Annotated in this window: 14 protein-coding genes; 2 read left to right on the top strand and 12 right to left on the bottom strand. The window is 38.4% G+C overall.

Annotated elements, in window-relative coordinates:
• Nucleotides 1-213: 213 nt before the first annotated feature.
• On the bottom strand, nt 214-1,392 hold the full coding sequence (locus tag VKY50_RS12690; RefSeq protein WP_324302184.1) for an acyl-CoA dehydrogenase family protein: 1,179 nt from the start codon (nt 1,390-1,392) through the stop codon (nt 214-216).
• Between the two features lie 232 nt (nt 1,393-1,624).
• On the opposite strand from VKY50_RS12690, the gene VKY50_RS12685 reads away from it, so the two are divergent.
• Complete coding sequence (locus tag VKY50_RS12685) at nt 1,625-2,083, top strand: lipocalin family protein (protein WP_324302183.1); 459 nt, start codon at nt 1,625-1,627, stop codon at nt 2,081-2,083.
• Between the two features lie 99 nt (nt 2,084-2,182).
• Here VKY50_RS12685 and VKY50_RS12680 read toward each other — a convergent pair whose 3' ends face one another.
• From VKY50_RS12680 to VKY50_RS12640, 9 genes are all read right to left on the bottom strand, one after another.
• Nucleotides 2,183-2,896, bottom strand: coding sequence for a gluconate 2-dehydrogenase subunit 3 family protein (locus tag VKY50_RS12680; protein WP_324302182.1), 714 nt, complete (start codon nt 2,894-2,896; stop codon nt 2,183-2,185).
• 10 nt (nt 2,897-2,906) lie between these two features.
• Nucleotides 2,907-4,646, bottom strand: a complete 1,740-nt coding sequence (locus tag VKY50_RS12675; RefSeq protein ID WP_324302181.1) for a GMC family oxidoreductase — start codon at nt 4,644-4,646, stop codon at nt 2,907-2,909.
• Nucleotides 4,647-4,680: 34 nt separating this feature from the next.
• Entirely contained in the window at nt 4,681-7,059 is a 2,379-nt protein-coding gene (locus VKY50_RS12670; RefSeq protein ID WP_324302180.1) for a GH92 family glycosyl hydrolase, read from the bottom strand.
• Nucleotides 7,060-7,085: 26 nt separating this feature from the next.
• Nucleotides 7,086-9,371 (bottom strand): GH92 family glycosyl hydrolase, encoded by a 2,286-nt coding sequence (locus VKY50_RS12665; RefSeq protein WP_324302179.1) that lies wholly within the window; start codon nt 9,369-9,371, stop codon nt 7,086-7,088.
• Between the two features lie 163 nt (nt 9,372-9,534).
• On the bottom strand, nt 9,535-11,169 hold the full coding sequence (locus VKY50_RS12660; protein WP_324302178.1) for a RagB/SusD family nutrient uptake outer membrane protein: 1,635 nt from the start codon (nt 11,167-11,169) through the stop codon (nt 9,535-9,537).
• Nucleotides 11,170-11,192: 23 nt separating this feature from the next.
• Nucleotides 11,193-14,141 (bottom strand): SusC/RagA family TonB-linked outer membrane protein, encoded by a 2,949-nt coding sequence (locus tag VKY50_RS12655; protein ID WP_324302177.1) that lies wholly within the window; start codon nt 14,139-14,141, stop codon nt 11,193-11,195.
• A 254-nt stretch (nt 14,142-14,395) separates the two neighbouring features.
• A complete protein-coding gene (locus VKY50_RS12650; RefSeq protein ID WP_324302176.1) occupies nt 14,396-15,115 on the bottom strand; it encodes a tRNA1(Val) (adenine(37)-N6)-methyltransferase in 720 nt (239 codons plus the stop codon).
• A gap of 22 nt (nt 15,116-15,137) precedes the next feature.
• On the bottom strand, nt 15,138-15,662 hold the full coding sequence (gene rimM, locus VKY50_RS12645; RefSeq protein WP_324302175.1) for a ribosome maturation factor RimM: 525 nt from the start codon (nt 15,660-15,662) through the stop codon (nt 15,138-15,140).
• 9 nt (nt 15,663-15,671) lie between these two features.
• A complete protein-coding gene (locus VKY50_RS12640; protein ID WP_324302174.1) occupies nt 15,672-16,244 on the bottom strand; it encodes a 30S ribosomal protein S16 in 573 nt (190 codons plus the stop codon).
• A gap of 292 nt (nt 16,245-16,536) precedes the next feature.
• Between VKY50_RS12640 and hemW the strand changes: the two genes are divergently transcribed.
• Nucleotides 16,537-17,667: a radical SAM family heme chaperone HemW gene (gene hemW / locus VKY50_RS12635; protein WP_324302173.1), complete on the top strand. Its 1,131-nt coding sequence runs from the start codon at nt 16,537-16,539 to the stop codon at nt 17,665-17,667.
• A gap of 3 nt (nt 17,668-17,670) precedes the next feature.
• Here the strand turns inward: hemW and VKY50_RS12630 are convergent, their stop codons facing one another.
• Entirely contained in the window at nt 17,671-18,363 is a 693-nt protein-coding gene (locus VKY50_RS12630) for a zinc metallopeptidase (protein ID WP_324302172.1), read from the bottom strand.
• A gap of 124 nt (nt 18,364-18,487) precedes the next feature.
• Nucleotides 18,488-21,313: a leucine--tRNA ligase gene (gene leuS, locus VKY50_RS12625; protein WP_324302171.1), complete on the bottom strand. Its 2,826-nt coding sequence runs from the start codon at nt 21,311-21,313 to the stop codon at nt 18,488-18,490.
• Nucleotides 21,314-21,432 lie beyond the last annotated feature (119 nt).

Genomic DNA, 21,432 nt, shown 5'->3' with positions numbered 1-21,432 from the left:
AAAAAAGCGGTATTTGCCGCATTTAAAAAGGAATACTTATCCATGATATTTGTTCAATGTCTTTTTTAGACAATATTTATACAAAAGTACAATAATTACAAAACTAGATGAACGGAATCGATAGAATTATACGTTAAATTTAGAAAGGGTTAATATATTTAACGACTGGAAATAAAATCCTATCGCAATCGTTAAATTTATTAAGATTTTGAACTACTTAAAGGCCTGTTCTCCTGTAATATCCGCACCAGTAATTAATAAATGAATATCGTGGGTACCCTCATAGGTGATTACACTTTCTAAGTTCATCATATGTCTCATAATACTATATTCGCCAGTAATTCCCATCGCTCCTAGAACTTGACGTGCTTCACGTGCAATATTTAGCGCCATTTGGACATTGTTTCGTTTGGCCATGGAGATTTGAGAAGAACTAGCGCGATCCTCATTCTTTAATTGTCCAAGTCGAAGTGTAAGTAGTTGCGCTTTGGTGATTTCTGTGATCATCTCAGCCAATTTTTTTTGCTGCAGCTGAGTGGCCGCAATAGGTTTTCCGAACTGGATTCGCTCCTTAGCATACCTAAGAGCCGTATCGTAGCAATCCATTGCTGCTCCAATAGCCCCCCAGGCGATTCCATAACGTGCAGAATCCAAACACCCTAAGGGTGCTCCCAAACCATTCTTTCCTGGCAATAAATTCTCCTTGGGTACTTTTACATTATCAAAAATCAATTCGCCAGTTGCCGAAGCTCTCAAAGACCATTTATTATGTGTTTCTGGAGTAGAAAACCCTTCCATTGAACGTTCTATCAGTAAACCGTGTATTCTGCCGTTCTCATCCTTAGCCCATACCACTGCAAGATCCGCAAATGGTGCATTAGAAATCCATAATTTCGAACCATTTAAAATATAGTGATCGCCAGCATCGGTAAATTTGGTTTCCATCCCACCTGGATTAGACCCGTGGTTGGGTTCTGTCAGTCCGAAACACCCAATCAATTCACCACTTGCCAGCTTGGGTAAGAACTTCTTTCGTTGCTGCTCACTACCGTATTTCCAAATAGGAAACATCACAAGAGAAGACTGTACAGAAGCAGTAGATCGAATACCACTATCCCCACGTTCAATTTCTTGCATAATTAAACCGTAGCTAATTTGATCCAGTCCAGCTCCTCCATATTCTTGTGGGATATAAGGACCGAATGCACCCAACTCGGCCAATCCAGGTATTAGCTGTTTTGGGAATTCTGCCTTTTGGGTATATTGCTCAATTATTGGTGAAACCTCCTTCTTTACCCAGCTTCGCGTTGCATGGCGTATTAATTTATGCTCCTCTGATAAAAGATCATCCATATTATAATAATCTGGGGCTTGAAAAAGGTCTGGCTTCATAGCGATGAATTTGATTTGCTAATTAATGAGTGTAAATATAAAAATATAACATTTCAAAAACAAAATGTTATATTTTATGCTTTTGATTATTTTGAATAATTTGCTGGAACACATTAAAGATATGGTACTACTTTCTAAAATAAGTATTAAATTTTAAATTGAATTAAATTTTAATTTTTTAGTTTATTTTTTTTTAGTAAGATTGTACATATCCCGCATACATATCAAAGCAATGAATAAATTTACCGCCCTCTTATCAAAGATTGCATCCTCTTTAAATATCGAGATGAGTTACTACGACGATGTCAGTCAAATCCTTGGAAGATGGGAAGCCATATCTTATGAAGAGAAGCTCTATGAGAACGGTAAACTGAGTAATGAAGATATTTTAATGTACAATAATGACTCCTATTTTGAAATGGTTTTTAAAAAGAATAATCGCTTTATTCAAGTGGAGAAATTCAAGAACATTGGCCAAGATATGATCGAAAAATCTTCTAGAACGGGAACCTACACCATCAAAGGAAATCAAATCATCTTAGTTTATGGCTCCATTTCGGAGGGAAGCAATAGTGTTACCCTTGATTTTAGCATTGCTAAAAACGAGTTAATTACCATTAATGATTATCAGCAAAGAGATCTAGACGATGTTTACCGTCATGTAAGTAAAAGAGTCTTTTTGAAAATCTAAATACCTCACATGAGCTCCCTAAAAGTCATTAAAAAACTGCCCCCATTTAATTTTATAAAAGGAGGCAGCTAGATAGATAATCAATAAAAACCAACTTATTTAAACCTTATAATTATCCCAGTTAGCAATTTCATTGCGTTCTTCAGGTTTAATACTAACCTCTAAGGTTCGCGCATCATATTTCATATTGTATTGCGCCAAAACCTCCTCGGGCACGCCATCCCAAACATTGGGTTGATTTCCAACATATCCCAAATAAGCAATTCCCTCCTTAGAGGTAAAATATCCAGTAGCTACTAAATCACGTAAACGTGAGAAGAAACGCTCTCCTTGTATATATTCTGGTTTGACCTCTTCAGGATAGGCAATATCATCTACAATCTGGATCTGTTGCTCCTTAGTTGCATCTTTGAATAATTTGTTGAAACGTTTATTGCTTTGATTATCTATCCACATAATACCACCACGAAGTGGAAGTTGATGATGTGGCATATCCAAAACAATATAAGCGATAAAGTCAATTACTCCCACCTCACTAGCAGCGTGATATTGGCCCTCTGCAGGAATAATGATATCAGCAAGAACAGTCAAGGTCTCAAGCTCGTGCGCTGTAAAGTATTCTTTTTCTCTGAGCGCCTCTTCTCTTTTTAACTCGTCAATGGTCCTTGTCGTATCGTAATTGTCATCTGATTTTGTTGCCTCTGGTACACCCTGTGGTGCTTTCTCTTCGGAATCTGTTAGACAAGCCGTGAACATAAAACCAGAAGTTACGGTTCCAGCAACCATGGCTTTTAAACTTTTTCTTCTATCCATAACTTTTAATTTAGATATTCATTTTTTTCATTTCCTGAGTCAAGTAATCTGACGCTCTCCAAGCAAGGGCAAGGATCGTCCATGTTGGATTTTTATCAGCTTGAGATACGAAAGCACCTCCGTCAACCACAAATAAGTTAGGGACATCATGAGCTTGGCTATACTTATTGAGCACGGAAGTTTTGGGATCATTTCCCATTCGGGTTGTCCCAACTTCGTGTATAATTCTTCCAGGAGCTTCTAAGCCATAATCACTCTCAGCACCTGGTTTATCACCTAGAGTTATAGCACCCATATTGTGGAATAACTCCTCAAAGGTATCTTGCATATGCTTGGCCTGTTTGCGCTCCTCATCCGTCCAGTTATAATTAAATCGCAATACAGGGATACCGTATTTATCAACAACATCAGTATCGATTTCACAATAATTATCATACTGTGGAATACTCTCTCCACGGCCGGCCATTCCAACCATAGCTCCGTAGTATTTATAAACATCCTCTTTAAGGCTCACTCCGTATCCGCCTGCTTTTTTATTCTCTCCTTTTCGTTGAAAACGACCATTGAGATGTTGGATTCCCATACCTACTCCATAGGAAGGCATGCCCATCCCACCCCAGAATTCAATATGATATCCTCTGGTAAATCCAAGATTCTTTTTATCATTAAGCCACCAAGGAACATACATGTGCATTCCACCGACACCGTCTTCATTGTAACGTTTACGATCCATAAGCTCAGGAATAATAGCCGATCGGGATGCCCCGGTGGAGTCATGTAAATAACGGCCAACCACGCCACTTGAATTGGCTAATCCATTTGGAAAGCGATCCGATTTAGAATTTAATAAAATTCGCGCAGATCCACAGGCACTAGCAGCAAGTATAACCACTTTCGCCTTTACGGTGTATTCCTGCATATCCACTTTGTTGATATAGGAAACTCCAGTGGCCTTGCCAGAATCGTCCGTAAGCACCTCGCGTACCATAGCGTTGACATATAAATCCACGTTATCGTACTCAAGGGCGGGTTTTACCAACACTGAAGAAGACGAAAAGTCAGCATAGATACTACAGGAGCGCGAACACTGGCTACAATAAAAACAGGCTCCCCTTCGATTGTCTACTCTTTTGGTCAAAATAGAAAGTCGTGATGGAATCACTGGAAGTCCCATTTGTTTTCCAGCTTTCTGTAAGTATAATTCGTGTAGTCGCGGTTTTGGTGGTGGAAGGAAATACCCATCTGGCTCATTCGGAATATTCTCCTTAGTTCCAAATACACCCACCAATTTATCTACCTTGTCATAATAAGGTTTGACATCGTCATAACCAATTGGCCAGTTATCTCCTTTTCCGTCATAATCTTTACGTTTGTAATCAAGTGGTCCAAATCGCAGGGAAATTCTACCCCAGTGATTTGTTCTTCCTCCTAACATTCTAGAACGAAACCAATCGAACTTCGTACCATTTTTATGTGTATATGGCTCACCATCGATTTCCCAACCTCCATAAGCCATATCAAAATCACCAAATGGACGAGTCGTCCCAGCACCTCTACGGGGAGATTCATAAGACCACTTGAACTGGGTCTGTTGTTCAGAATTCGCTGGATCAAAATTAGGTCCAGCTTCTAATAGGGCAATTTTAAAACCTGCCTCGGATAACACCTTGGTAGCCATCCCGCCTCCAGCACCTGAACCCACTATTAGGACATCGTACACTTTGGCTGTTTCTTTAATTTGAAAAGACATTTAATTTTGAGTTTAATTAATAATTATATTTTGTTCAATGACTTTTATACCATCCTTTATTTGGTTGGTTGGTCATAAAAAATTCCAAGCGACCACCATTTACTATATCAGTGTGATATATAAATGGGGTATGTAATGGTTCCCCATTGAGGTATACTTTGTCTATGTACACATTTTCAGCTGACTGTTTTTCTACCACCACCTCAAAAACCTTTCCGCTCTCCAGTTGTATCTTAGCATTACGCACTGCAGGACTTCCCAAAGCATATTGTGGTGAGCCTGGTGCTACGGGATAAAATCCAAGAGCGCTAAAAATATACCAGGCGCTCATCTGGCCAAAGTCGTCATTTCCTCCCAATCCGTCTTCGGTAGGTTTATACATCGCTTTTAATATCATGCGAATTTTGTCTTGAGATTTCCATGGAGCATTGGTCCAGTTATACAAGTAAACTACATGATGAGAAGGTTCATTTCCATGAACATAATTTCCAATTATACCTTCTCTTGAGATATCCTCAGTGTTGGCAAAATACTTATCTGGGAGTTCCATTGTAAATAAAGAATCTAAACGATTCACAAAAGCATCTTTACCACCCATCATTGCAATCATCGTATCAGGTTGATGGGGAACATACAGACTATAGTTCCATGAATTCCCTTCTATAAATCCTTGTCCATGAGTATCCATTGGGTCAAATTCCTTTTTAAAACTGCCATCAGATAATTTAGGTCTCATAAAACCTGAGATAGTATCAAATACATTTTTATAATTTTCAGATCTTTGGGCAAATTCTTCATAAACAGAAGTATTTCCAAGAGCATTGGCAGCCTGGGCAATTGCCCAGTCATCATAGGCGTACTCCAGCGTTTTGGATACAGATGCTCCATTTTTATCCTCTGGCACATATCCTAAATCCATATAATAATCTAAGCCGTCATAATATGGAACCTTAGCTGTTTCCACACTAGCCAAAAGTGCAGCATCTAGGTCAAAACCAGTATTTCCCTTAACTATAGCGTCAGCAATTACCGATACACTATGGTACCCAATCATACACCAATTTTCATTGGCGTAATGAGACCAAATCGGAAGCATTCCATGAACACTTTGCTTTTGATGTTCCAACATGGAGGTAATCATATCAGCATTACGCCTAGGCTGGATAACGTTAAACAAGGGATGTAACGCTCTATAAGTATCCCAGAGTGAAAAACTAGTATAGTTTACAAAATCTTCTGCCTGGTAAATATTCCTATCCAAACCGCGGTATTTTCCATCAACATCCATATACACTGTGGGCCCTAAAAAGGCATGGTACATCGCTGTATAAAAATTGATCATTTCATCTTGATCTAAAGGTTTGATTTGAATTCTATTAAGTTCAGAATTCCATTGTTCTTGCGTCTGTGACTTCACCTTTTCAAAATCCCAATGGGGAACCTCCTCTTGAATGTTGTTGATCGCACCTTGAGTACTTACTGGTGATATGGAAAACTTAATTTTAACCCTCTCATTATCAATGGTTTTAAAATTAAAAAAAACCTTTAAATTTTCCCCTGCGAGTTCGGGAAAATTTTCAGTTTGATCAAATTTCCGCCAGAACCCTCTATAAACTTGTGCGGGAAGTTTATTTCTACCGTAACTCTCGATGGGTTTGCTAAAGGTCATCGCAAAAAATACTTTACGTGTTCGAGCCCAGCCGTTGGTCTGACGATAACCCGTCACCAAGGTGTCATTTTCAACCCGTAAAAAAGTCCATATATTTTTGCCTTCATAGTTATAAATTCCAGAGGTAAGATCAAAAATGATACGAGCCTGGTCACTTTCTGGGAATGTGTACTGATGCATTCCCACTCTGGTGGTCGCTGTTAGCTCTGCTTTAATATTATAATCTTCTAACAATACACTGTAATACCCCGCTTGAGCCTCTTCATTATCATGCGAAAAAGCCGAACGATACCCACTGCTAGAATCGGACGCTGTTCCTGGGTTTAGTTGCAACTTTCCAACGGTAGGCATCAGTAAAAAGTCACCCAAATCTGCGTGGCCAGTACCGCTAAAGTGCGTATGAGAGAACCCCACAATCGTAGGATCATCATACTGATATCCTGCACAGTATTTATAGACATCTGGGTTGTATTGTCCTTCTACTGCATAAGGTATGGTATCTGTATCAGGGCTTAATTGAATGCTTCCAAAAGGGGCAGTAGCACCAGGGTAGGTATGACCCATTTTCGCAGTTCCAATCATAGGATCCACAAATTGGATTAAATCGAGTTCCTCTAACGCAGGTGTGGTTTGACTAGGTTCCTGCTCTTTATGTTGGTTTTCACAAGAAGTGAACAGGCCGTAAGCCACTATTAAACCTATCGTTAAAACGCTTTTTTTACTGCTTAAAAATAGTAGATCCATCAAATTAAGGTATCGTTATAATAATGCTAATTAGTTGATAAGGAATAAGGTACATCATCTTTTTTGATCCCCCTAGTTTTATTTGGAGAACTTCCCATTTCAAATTTAATTTCAGCACCCTCCATGAGCTCTTTATGGCTAAAAAAGTTTTTAGAGTAGGGTTCTCCATTCAAAAATACCTTTTGAATATACCTGTTTTCGTGGCTATTCTCTGGAGCCTCAATAGTAATCTTATTACCATTTTGTAGACTTAAAGTCATTTTCTGAAATAAAGGAGTTCCTATTACATATTCATCCGTAGCGGGACAAACAGGATAGAATCCCATAGCAGAAAACACATACCATGCCGATGTCTGTCCATTATCCTCATCTCCACAATAACCATCAGGGGTAGGCAAATACATACGATCCATGGTCTCACGCACCCAATATTGTGCTTTCCACGGCTCAGATGCATAATTATAGAGATAAATCATATGCTGAATAGGCTGATTCCCGTGGGCGTACTGGCCCATATCTGCAATTTGCATTTCACGGATCTCATGAATCACTCCACCATAATAGCTATCGTCAAATACAGGAGGTAGTTCAAACACCTTATCCAACTGAGCTACAAAATCCTCTCTTCCACCCATTAGATCGATAAGACCTGCAATGTCATGGAATACGGACCATGTATAATGCCAGCTATTGCCTTCGGTGAAAGCGTCCCCCCATTTAAACGGATTAAAGGGAGCCATAAACTCACCATTTTTGTTTTTACCGCGCATAAGCTTGGTTTGTGGATCAAACAATTTTTTATAATTCAAACTCCGTTTCTTATAGCGTTCAATTTCTTTTTTGGGTCGGTCAAGGGCTTTTGCCAATTGATATATAGCAAAATCATCGTAAGCGTATTCAAGGGTGCGAGCTGCATTTTCATTAATGCCAACATCATATGGAACATATCCCAACTCCTTATAATATTCTGCTCCAGCACGCCCAACTGCAGTAAGTGGACCTTGGTTATTAGCCCCATTTAGAACAGCTACGTAAAGGGTCTCAATATCATATTTAGCATCAGGATTCTTCAGATAAGCGTCTGCAACAACTGATGCAGAGTTGTTACCAACCATAATATTTCTCAGACCAGGACTTGCCCATTCTGGAAGCCATCCACTTTCTTTATAAGCATTTACTAAGCCCTTCTGCATTTTTACATTGAGTTCAGGATACATTAGATTTAAAAAAGGGAACAGGGAGCGAAAGGTATCCCAAAAACCAGTATCGGTAAACATGTAGCCAGGCAAGACTTCTCCATTATATGGACTATAATGAACCACATCACCATTTTTATCATACTCATAGAATTTTCTAGGAAATAACAAACTACGGTACAATGCAGAATAGAATGTCCTAAACTGATCAATGGTACCACCACCAACGGTAATCCTACTGAGTTCTTTATTCCATATTGCGCGTCCTTCCGACTTAATAGTTTCAAAATCTTTATTCCCGATTTCCTTAAGATTGCGTTCGGCCTGCTCGAAGTTAATAAACGAAGAAGCCACTCTGGCCTTAACAATTTCTCCCTTTTGTGTCTTAAATCCAACCACAGCACCAACATGATCAGCCTCTGCTTCTAAGTTCTCTTGAAGTTGATCCCCACTAAAGGTGTGTATTTGCTCAAAATCCTTATCGAAAACAAGGACAAAATAATTTTTAAAATTATCAGGAACCCCGCCACTGTTTTTGGTGGTATACCCTATGATCTTGCGTTGTTCAGGAATTACTTTAATGTAGGATCCATTATCCAGGGCATCAATGACAACATGAGCACTGTCAGAGGCTGGAAAATGAAAACGAAAAAAGGCTGCTCTTTCAGTGGGTGTAAACTCTGTGGTCACATTGTGATCCGCTAGATATACACTGTAGTAATAAGGTTTGACAATCTCTGATTTATGCGAAAACCAACTTGCCCTATCATCTTCATTAAAGACTAATTTCCCAGTAGTTGGCATTATGGCGAATTGGCCATAATCATTCATCCAAGGAGAAGGTTGATGGGTTTGTTTAAACCCTCTTAATTTATCCGCGTCATACTCATAGGCCCAACCATGACCCATGGTTCCTGTTTGGGGGGTCCAAAAGTTCATCCCCCAAGGCAAGGCAATGGCAGGATAGACATTTCCATTAGATAAACTAGGCTTTGAATCAGTTCCAATCAACGGATTAACATAATCCACTGGATCTTCAATAGATTCTATGATTTTATGTTGCGCTCCAAGGGTACAACAAGCCAAGAATAAAAATGTAAACGTGATTGTTTTCATGAAAATTAAATTTTGGTAAAAGGTTTTAGTTGAATCCTGATTATTAACCAAGGCGTTAAAAATAAGGATTTCATTACAAACAAAAGTTAAATTAAAAAGATTCTCCCACCTGGTATTATTCAAGTGGGAGGATCATCAAACTAACTTCTAAAAAAAGAACAATCTAATATCCCGGATTCTGTTTTAAACCAGGGTTATTGGCTATTTGGTTGGCTGGAATTGGATATAATTTTTTGTTAGGATCACCATCTGCTTCTTTATCCCACCATGTCCCTGTGGTAAATTCACCAAAACGGATCAAATCAGTACGGCGTTTTCCTTCAAAAATAAACTCTCTTCCTCGTTCGGCTAAAAGTTCATCCATTGTCAGTGTTGCGGTAGTATACATTACACTTGGCCAATCAGCCTCTGAAAATGCGCGCTCTTTTGTCGCATTGATCAGATCGACTGCTTCTTGATTGGCAACACCGCCGTTTTTACGCATAATAGCTTCTGCTTTATTAAAATAAATTTCCGTTAGACGATAAATAACATAATGGTTTTCCCAGTAATTTTCATCATCAATAGTACCTGATTTATACTTATCGAATCGTGCACCACTATTTTCTTCACCTTCTGCCATACTACCTTCCGAGGTAAGATCACCTTCACTTTCACGTCGGATACTATTGACATAAATTAGTGGCTCATCATTATATTCTTCTGTTCCTAAAATAGGAATATCCGTTCCGTACTCATATTGAGGTCCAAATAAGAACCATTCCTCTTTTCTAAGGTCATTATCTTGATATGCATCAAAAGCCGAAGGAATTACAACGAAAGCATTCCAACCTGAATAACCGACATTTAAAACTCTAGAGATATTGCCATAGCCCATATAGAAACCACTCCAATTAAAGGTAAATCCACCTTTACGACTGTAGGCAATCTGATATAAATTTTCGGATGCTGTTTGATTGGTGTTGGAAAAAGTCTCAAGTAAATCATCAGCTAACTGAGGAGCACCATTTAATCCACCAGCTTGGCCACTAATAATCATGTCACATGCTGCAATACACTCATCCCACATAGCGGTACCGGTCCATTCCTCAGCATTTAAATAAAGTTCTGCAAGCATGGCATAGCCCGCCGTTTGGGTAGTACGGCCGATCAATTCTTCAGAATATTTAGGCAACTGGGGTACGTACTTCTCCAGTTCTGATTGAATAAAAGCAAAAACCTCGGTTCTAGGTTTTGTCTCAGGATTTAATGGAGTACTTTTTGCATTCTCAGTAACAATTGGAATATTACCCCACAGGTCCATTAGTTTCATATAGTGAAAAGCTCTAAGTACGTAAAGTTCCGCCAAAATGGAATTAATCTCCGCTTGGCTCATTCCAATTTCTTCAGGATTCTCCAAGGAAGAAATATCTTCAATAGCGCCGTTAACGTAACCAACTCCTGTCCACATTAAATCCCACGCACTTCGCATCCGGCTTTCATTACTTGTCCAAGTATGGTAATGTTGTCTGAAGTGATCCCCACCATCATATCCATGACGTCCTTTTTGAGGCCAAGCCACTTGATCTGCAGATAATGCGCTATGATAGTAATATCCACTTGACCCAGTTGGCGCTAACCAAGCTTGCATATGAGTAAATGGCCTTAAAGCCGCTTGCAAAACTTCTGTTTTATCATTAAAGAAGTTGTCCTTCTGTAGGTCACTGTATACGGATTCATCCAAGTCTGTACAGGCTCCAGTGAAAAGAAGTAAGCCAGCAATCACCAAACTTTGGATGCTAAATAAATGTTTTTTCATCGTTTTAAAATTTTGTTGTTAGCTTAGAATCTGAAATTAAAACCAAGGGTCCAAGTCTTAGTTCTTGGGTAGAAATCTCTACCATCAATACCGGTGGTAAATCCGGTATCTTGAAGCTCTGGGTCAATTCCGCTATAACCTGTGAAAGTGGCTAAATTTTTTCCTGTCACGTAGATACGCATACTTTCTAAATATTTAGATTCCAACGGAACGTTATATCCTAGGGTAACGTTGTCTAATTTTACAAAATCTCCACTCTCTATATAATAGTCTGAATACTGTGGATCATCGTTTAACTGATTGTGCTTGGTCACAGCACTCTTCAAAAGGTTATTTGGTAGCCATTTTTTATTCCCAAAGTACAGGTCCTTCGTATTTAGAATATCAAAAGCAAATTTCCCTCTAAAGAATATCGATAGGTCAAAATTCTTATATGTAAAACGGTTTCCAAGAGACGCGTTATATTTAGGCACCCCATTCCCAATTACAGTAAGGTCATTTTCATTCATTTCACTTGCGGAAGCTGTAGATCCATCAGCTTTATAGAACAACCATTTCCCTTCATCGGTAAATCCTGCAAATCGTTTACCATAAAAATTACCTACTGAACCACCTTCTTCTAGACGAATGGCATTTCCTAAGTTACCTGGAGAAGGTAATCCTCCAAATTCTAACCAGTTGGCTTGGAAGTTTTCATCGGAAAGTTTGGATAGCTCATTGCTTTGGTAACTACCAGTAAAGTCAACATTCCACTGAAAATTTTCAGAACTCACAGGGATTGCCGAAAGCACCACCTCAATACCCTTATTCTCTAACTCTCCAACATTTGTAAAGATTGAACTTCTGACAAATCCAGGTTGTTGAGCAGAATAGTTGTATAATAAGTCTTTTGTCTTGCGCTGATAAACATCCACTGAACCAGAGAGTCTATTTTGTAATAAACCGAAATCCACCCCGATATTGATTTCATGTTTTTCCTCCCATTTAAGATTCGGGTTTGCGTTCCTAGCAGCACCATAGGTCTGGTAATACACTCCATTTTGCGGATAAACTCCACCTTCACTAAGAGTAGTTAATGACTGATAATTTGGAATCCCTTGGTTACCAGTAACACCATAACCTGCTCTTAATTTTAAAAGACTAATAGCCTCAACATCTTGTAAAAAATTCTCTTCACTGATTGCCCATCCAACTGAAGCAGCTGGAAAGTTTCCCCATTTATGGTTATCTCCAAAACGAGAAGAACCCTCTCTTCGCAACACAAATTGTGCAAAATATTTATCGGCAAATCCGTAATTAATCCTTCCGAAGAACCCTACTAGCGTATTATCATCTTTAAAACTGTACAAATCTGGTCTCGGTAAACTTGTATCCGTAATTCCTGTTCCAGCACCTAAATTCCAATCTAAAAAGCCGTCAGTAGTGAACCCTGAATTATCTGCACTGAACTCCTCTGCTGTACTATATTGATAACTATATCCTAAAATAACTCCAACATTATGCAATTCTCCCAATGTTGTTTGATAATCTAAAGTAGTTTCTAAAGTCTTACTCCAATCCAAATGGTTTAATTTCTTAGCATATGCAGTACCTTGGTATTGCGTAGACTCTCTTTGATCCCAGTCATTCTTAGAGCGGAAAATTCTATCGTTATAATTGGTACGAACGTAAGATCCAAAAACACTAGCATTTAGTCCTTTAGCCACCTCTAAGCTCAATCGAATATCTCCAGAGATAACCTCTTCTTGTCTTTCATAAATTCGATCAGCTAGTCTATGAAGAGGATTGTAGTTATTATATGCTTCTGTTTCATAAAAAGTCCCGTCTTCATTATATATTGGGGCAGTTGGATTTCGTTGAATCGCTTGCTCAAAATCACCAGTTCCACCACCTAGTAAATTCGCATTTATAAAATTGGCAGCTAAATTCGATTGGATAGTCAATTTGTCATCCAATGCTTTGTGATTAATACTAAAACGCCCCCCAAATTGCTCACGTGAATTTTGTTTTGGTAGCCCCTGAGCGTCATTAAAGAATAAGGAAGCTCTAAAGGTTGTAGATTCACTTCCTCCTGACATGGAAAGATTGTGGTATTGACTCAGGTTGGATTTATTCAAAAGTTCATCATACAAGTCTGTAGAATGTCCAAAATCTTGATCTTCTGATATCACACCTTGAGCAATTAAGTCTCTAAACTCTGAAGCGGATAGATAATCAGGTTTGTTATCTACAAACTCAGACTGAATGTACGTATTGTATTCTGTGACCGTCCTTCCAGTTCTACCTTTTTTGGTTGTAATAAGAATAACCCCTGCGTTCCCACGAGTACCGTAAATTGCAGCAGCAGATCCATCTTTCAGTACGTCAATAGATGCAATATCATCTTGTTGTAATAGATCCAAATCTCCACCAGGAATTCCATCAATTACAATCAGTGGGGCAATATCCCCAGACAATGAAGAAACACCACGAAGCTGAATAGAGGAATCCGAATTAGGGTTGTTCCCTTGAGTTTTGGTAATGTTTAAACCAGCCACCTTACCTTGGATAAGATCCATTGGAGAACGAGCTCCTCCTTGAATAAAGTCCTCAGCCTTGACTGATGATACTGCGGTGGTAACTTCTTTCTTTTTTTGAGTACCATAACCTACCACGACTACTTCTTCCAGGGACTGGGTATCCTCTTCTAAAGTCACATTTATAGTTGATTGCCCATTAAACTGTACTTCCTGGGTAGCAAAACTAACATAACTAAAAACCAATGTCGCTCCATCTGGCACATTGGATAATTGGTAATTACCGTCAAAATCGGTTTGAGTTCCATTGGTAGTCCCCTTGACTACCACATTGGCTCCTGGTAAAGGAGCATTTTGGTCAGAAACAACTCCTGACACCGTTGATTGTGCTTGCGCAAACCCGAAACATAGTAGGGCTAAGGCTAGTACAATACTCCGTAATAGATTTGTTTTCATAAGTGTAGCTAGTAATTAAATTAAACTTGAACTAAAACGTTTTATTAAATTAGTTCAGTAAGCTAGGTAAAACAACTAAATCGATTTAGTTATTTATGAAAAAAAATGGTGGCACCCGCCAACCTCACTAAAATTTAATGACAACTTTTAATATATCCGCTACGATATTACAAAAAAACATTACTATCACAAAATAAAATAGAATATTTTGAATTTATGATAATAAAGAAATCCTAAAACATTATGTGTCCATGCTACATTTGAAGATAAAAATCTTTTGTTAAGTCAATGTATTGCTGTGTATAAACATGTCGCTGGAGTTCAATGACTAACTCATTACTAAGGGTAGAAATTTTAAAAAAGGAGAATTCCATTAATACCATTTTTACTTCTGTCGTTGGAGTTCCTTTTACATAGGTCAATCGGGATGGATAAAGGCCCTCTTCTTCGGCTAATTCTATAAATCGTAAATGTTCCTTATAAGGAATAATGGTATTAAAATATCCTTGGGGCGTTAAAAGAAAAGAGACACCATGTAATAAATCCTCATAAGGCAGGGAAACTTCCCTTCTTGCTTGATCTCTTTTAGGATCTGGCGAGGCCGTGGTTTCACTAAAAAAAGGAGGGTTGGAAATAATTAAATCGTACTGCTGATCCATCTCCACAACAAACTCTCTAAAATCTACATGAAAACAAAATAGTCGTCCTTCATTAAAAGGGGCATTTTCTAGATTTTCAAAACACTGCTCATAGGCATCAGGTTCTACTTCAATGGCATGGATGATTTGGGCGGATGTTCGTTGCCCCATCATTAGTGCTAAAATCCCTGTTCCTGCACCTACATCCAATATGGAACAGGGATTGGATGAAACTTTAGTCCACGCACCCAGAAGCACGGAAGCAGTACCAATTTTCATAGCACATCGATCTTGATGTACTTCAAATTGTTTGAATCGAAAAGGAATTTTAGACAAAACTAGGTTTTAAAAGTAAAGGTTATAAATACAGTTCTATTAACCCTTCTGGTGTTCGAACTACAATTTCCCTTTTAGTGCGTTCCAAACGCACGATAAATTCATCGCTTATTGGAATTAAGATTTGTTTATCTCCTTTCTGGACTTCAAACAATGGTTGAGCGGCAGAATCATTAACAGCAGTAATTTCTCCCACTTCTCCAAATTCTACATCGACCATTGTAAAACCAATGATTTCATGAAAATAAAACTGATTTCCAGAAAGTTTAGGTAACATGTCCAAGGGCAGGTATAACTCGCTCTTTAATAGCGCATCAGCTGCGGCTTCGTCATCGACATCTTCTATTCGCATTCTTAAAAGTGTCGATTTGTGAAGCGAAGATTTTTCAATAAAAAAAGGAACCAGATCATCACCGAGGGCGATAAATACTGATTCCAAATTTTTGTAAAGTTCAGGTTCATCGGTGTCCAATTTGGCCAGCAATTCACCTTTAAAGCCGTACTTTTTAACTATTTTACCGAGATAGAAGCAATCTTCTTTTCTCATTTAAATTAATTAAGCGTCCGCATTTTTTTCTTCACCTTCTGCAGCCTCCTCAGCTGGAGCCTCGGCCTGGGTTTCAGCTATTTCATCTGTAGCCTCCTCAGCTGGAGCCTCTTCTGCAGTAGCTTCTGCCTCTGCCTCGGCAGCAGCAGCTTTACGTTTTTCGTTGATTTCTTTTTCAGCCTCAAGAGCTTTTGCTTTCTCTTCTTCTCTAGCTTTTGCTAAATCGCCAATCTTACCTTCAACTTTTTGCTCTTTTTCCGCTACCCAAGCTTCAAACTTTTGGTTTGCTTGTTCTTCGGTAAGAGCTCCCTTAGCTACACCTCCTAATAGATGATGTTTCAAAAGAGCTCCTTTGTATGAAAGGATTCTTTTTGCAGTGTTGGTAGGCTGAGCTCCATTTTGAAGCCATCTAACTGAACCATCCACATCTAAGGTGATTTGAGCTGGGTTGCTGTTTGGATTGTAAGTTCCTAATTTCTCAAGAAATTTACCATCTCTTTTTGCGCGTGAGTCCGCTGCTACGACCCAATAAAAAGGTTTTCCTTTTTTACCACGTCTTTGTAATCTAATTTTTACTGGCATAATCCATTAATTAGTGAGGTACACGACCCCTGTTATTAATTATTAAAACTTCAACCCCATTGGCTAAAGCGGGTGCAAATATACACTATTTCAAATCGTTATCAATCAAAATAAATAATTTTTGTTCTAATTTTCAACTCCTTCTTCTCAAAAGTCAATTAATACACCTCTAAACAGCTATTTTACGACTGATTTTCTTTATCTATAATTGTACCAGATTTGATTAATTCCAAGTATTGACAAGTAATTTCACATTAAAATAAACGCATTTTTTCTCTTACCTTTGTTTCCTATGGCAGGTATCTATATTCATATTCCTTTTTGTAAACAGGCATGCTCCTATTGTGATTTTCACTTTTCAACTTCTCTTAAGAAAAAAGATGCCTTGGTAGATGCTCTTGCAAAAGAAATCCTATTGCGTCGCGATACTTTTGATCATACCATAGACACCATCTATTTTGGAGGTGGAACACCTAGTCTTTTACCAGCACAACAAATTGAATTTTTAATAAATGAAGTCTATAAGCGCTATGCTGTTAATCCAACACCGGAAATCACTCTAGAGGCCAACCCAGATGACCTTGATGAGCCGAAAATAAAAGCGTTAAAAAATATCGGCATTAACCGATTAAGCCTTGGAATACAATCGTTTAACAACCAAGATTTAAAGCTAATGAATCGTGCACATAGTGCAGAAGAGAGCCTTCATTGCCTGAAAATAGCCACCAAATATTTTGAGAATATCTCCATAGATTTAATCTACGGTGTTCAATATATGACTATAGATCGATGGCGTAAAAACATACAAACTGTACTTGACTTTAACATCCCTCATATATCGAGCTACGCCTTAACAATAGAGCCTAAAACCGCCTTAGCTTCTAGAATAAGATCGGGACAGTTACCCCATGTAGATGACGCTCTTGCTGCATCGCATTTTGAAATACTTATAGAACAGTTAATAGCGCAGGGGTATATTCATTACGAGTTATCGAATTTTGGAAAACCTGGTTATTTTTCCAAAAACAATACGGCCTATTGGCTTGGGAAAAAATATTTAGGTATAGGGCCTTCAGCCCATAGTTACGACGGTAATAATAGAAGTTGGAATATCAGTAACAACACACTATATATAAAATCCCTGGACAACGATACGGTCCCCTCAGAGGAAGAAGTTCTTTCCACAATCGATCGTTATAATGAAGCGATTATGACTGGATTACGAACTATGTGGGGTGTCTCTTTATTTAAGATTGAAAATAAATTCGGGGCGCAGTATCATCGGTATTTACTTAAGCAATCAAAGCGATATATTGAAAGTGGATTGCTTCAAATTGACCAAGAGTCTAAAACCATAAAGGCAACTCCAAAGGGTAAATTTTTAACCGATGGAATTGCCTCAGATTTATTTTTTGTTGAGTAAGCTTTAGTCTCTTCCTCCAAAAACTTGCATTGCGAAGTACAGCAGGGTTGCCAGCGATCCAATAGCAGCTACAACATATGTTCTTGCTGCCCATTTCAAGGAGTCTTCGGCTCCTTTATATTCCTCTGGGCTTACCATATTTTTAGTTTTTAACCAAGCTAAAGCTCTGTTACTTGCATCGTATTCAACAGGTAAGGTGATAAAACTAAACAGCGTACCAAAGGCAAACATAATTAAACCGATCACGGCAATGGTGAAACCAAATTGCGTAGTAGCACCCAATACAAGCCCACCGAAAATCACCCAAACTGACATTCCAGAAGCTACGCTAACTACTGGGACCAATTTGGAGCGCATTTGTAACCACTCGTATCCTTGAGCGTGTTGAACAGCATGCCCGCATTCGTGCGCCGCAACGGCAGCTGCAGCAGCGTTTCTTTGGTTGTAAACGCCTTCACTTAAATTAACTGTCTTCTTTACAGGATTGTAGTGATCTGTCAACATTCCTGGAGTGGAGATGACCTGAACATCAAAAATCCCATTATCATCTAGCATCTTTCTAGCAATCTCTGCACCACTCATCCCATTCCTAAGGTGAACCTTCGAATAATACTTAAACTTGTTTTTCAACTTGGAGCTCACTAACATACTCATTAGTGCAATTCCTCCGATTATAATCCAATAACCTATTCCCATTTTGCTTTCTTTTTTAAAAAGTAAATCTACAACTAAAAATACAAAAACCTCGCCAACATTAGCGAGGTTTTAACACTATGACGTTCCGTCAGTATTTTATAGGTAACTTTGAAATATTCAGGGATTAACCTACAATATTAACGATTTTACCAGGCACAATAATGATTTTCTTTGGTGTTCTACCATCCAATTGTGTCTTGGTTTTTTCGTGATCCATTACAATTTTTTCGATTTCTTCTTTGCTCAAATCAATTGGAAGATCCAACGTGAACCTCATTTTTCCATTAAATGAAATTGGATATGTTTTAGTACTTTCAACTAAATGCGCCTGATTAAAGATAGGAAATTCAGCTGTAGCAATCGACTCGGTGTGTCCAAGACCAGCCCAAAGTTCTTCTGCAATATGAGGTGCATAAGGTGAAATTAATATGGCCAATGGCTCCAAAATGGATTTACTACTGCACTTTTGAGCACTTAATTCATTGACACAAATCATTAATGTAGATACACTCGTGTTAAATGAAAAATTCTCAATATCCTCTTCTACTTTTCTAATTGTTTTATGAAGGGTCTTTAAACTCTCAGATCTAGCCTGCTGGTCAGTTACTCGAAGCCCATTATCATCGAAATACAATTTCCATAGTTTTTTCAAAAATCCATGGACACCAGTTATTCCAGCTGTATTCCATGGTTTTGCTTGCTCAAGTGGACCCAAAAACATTTCGTACATACGAAGTGTATCAGCCCCATAATTTTCACAAATATCATCTGGGTTTACCACATTATATTTGGATTTTGACATTTTCTCAACTTCCCTTCCCACGAAGTATTTTCCATCCTCAAGGATGAACTGAGCATCCTTGAATTCTGGTCTCCAGTTTTTAAAAGCCTCCAGATCCAATTCTCCTGAAGTGTTTACAAATGAAACATCTACATGTATTGGAGTTACCGATTTATCTGAAATCAAGTTTTTAGATACAAAAGTGTTTTCTCCTTCAATTCGATATACAAAAGCGCTTGTCCCAAGAATCATCCCTTGATTAATAAGCTTTTTAGCAAATTCATCCACTGCCACCTTTCCTCTGTCAAATAAAAACTTCTGCCAGAATCGCGCATATAGTAAATGACCTGTTGCGTGCTCACTACCCCCAATGTATAAATCGACATCTTTCCAGTAGTTTAAAGAAGCCTCACTTGCAAATTCATCTGTATTATGGGGGTCCATGTAACGGTTAAAATACCAAGAGCTTCCCGCCCATCCTGGCATGGTATTAAGCTCCAAAGGAAAAACTGTTCGATTATCAATTTTATCGTTTCCTACAACTTTATTTTTTTCAGTATCCCATGCCCAGGTATTTGCGTTTCCTAAAGGTGGTTCCCCAGTTTTAGTTGGTAAGTACTTTTCAACCTCTGGCAACTGAACAGGTAAATGTTCTTTGTCTATCATCTTAGGAAGTCCATTCACATAATATACAGGAAAAGGTTCTCCCCAATATCGCTGCCTTGAGAACACAGCATCTCTAAGTCTAAAATTAATCTTTCCATAGCCTTGGTTTAACTCCTCCAAAGCTGCAATTACTTTAGTTGTTGCTTGTTTATAATCAAGTCCATCCAAGAAATCGCTATTGACTAATACACAATTATCCTTGCTAGAATAAGCTTGTTCGCTAATATCGATCCCTTCAAAAATATTAGGGATAGGAATATTAAAATGCTTCGCAAATTCATAATCACGGCTATCACCACAGGGAACTGCCATAACAGCCCCAGTACCATATCCTGCCAGGACATAATCACCAATCCAAATCGGAACTGGTTTCTTGGTAAAAGGATGTTCTGCATAAGCGCCAGTGAACACTCCCGTAATATTTTTAACATCAGCCATGCGCTCACGTTCGCTACGCTTAGCAGTTGCTTCCACATAATTTTGCACAGCCAGTTTTTGAGATGCTGTGGTAATTTTTTCTACTAAAGGATGTTCTGGAGCTAAAGTCATAAAAGATACCCCAAAAATGGTGTCAGGTCTAGTAGTAAAGACCTCAATAAAGTCATCACATGGAGTCTGTTCTGATAATACGTTAAATCGAACCTGTGCACCAACGGATTTTCCAATCCAGTTGCGTTGAATTTCTTTTAATGGTTCAGGCCAGTCGATTTTCTCTAAATCTTGAAGCAATCGATCCGCGTATGCCGAAATTCTCATACTCCATTGCATCATTTTTTTACGTACAACAGGATGACCTCCACGCTCTGAAACCCCATTTACAATTTCATCATTGGCTAATACAGTTCCAAGTGCAGCACACCAGTTTACTTCTGTTTCTGCCAGATAAGTTAATCTATATTGAAGTAATATTTTTTCTTGCTCTTGCTTAGAAAAACTGTTCCACTGCGCTGCGCTAAAGGAACTAGCCCCTTCATCGCAAACCGCACTTACATCAGCAGTACCAGAGGTTTCAAATTTAGATATTAAATTCTCTATTTTTTCTGCCTTATCAGTTTGTAGATTATACCACGAATGAAATAACTCTGTGAAGATCCATTGGGTCCACTTATAATACTCGGGACTAGAAGTTCGTACCTCCCTGTTCCAGTCAAAGGAAAAGCCTATTTTATCTAATTGTTCGCGATACCTATTTATATTGGTTTGAGTAGTAATGGAAGGATGTTGTCCAGTTTGAATCGCATATTGCTCTGCAGGCAATCCAAAACTATCATAACCCATAGGGTGAAGTACATTAAACCCTTTGTGTCTTTTATATCGCGCATAAATATCACTTGCAATATAACCTAATGGATGGCCTACGTGTAGTCCAGCTCCAGATGGGTAAGGAAACATATCAAGTACATAATACTTTGGTTTATCACTTGAATTATCTGCTTTAAAAGTGCCGTTTTCTGCCCAATATTTTTGCCACTTGGCTTCAATTTTATTGAAATTGTACTTCATTATATACTACTGTTTCAAAAATCATTATCGAATGGGCAAAAATAAGCTTCTTCAACGAAAGTGGAAAGTAATAGCATACTAAACCTGTAAAAGTTAATGATTATAAACTAGTAAAGTTC

This window comes from Galbibacter sp. (genome assembly GCF_035306585.1).
Lineage (GTDB): Bacteria > Bacteroidota > Bacteroidia > Flavobacteriales > Flavobacteriaceae > Galbibacter.
The sequence above is the reverse complement of the archived record's forward strand: the minus strand, read 5'-3'. Positions and strand labels throughout refer to the sequence as shown.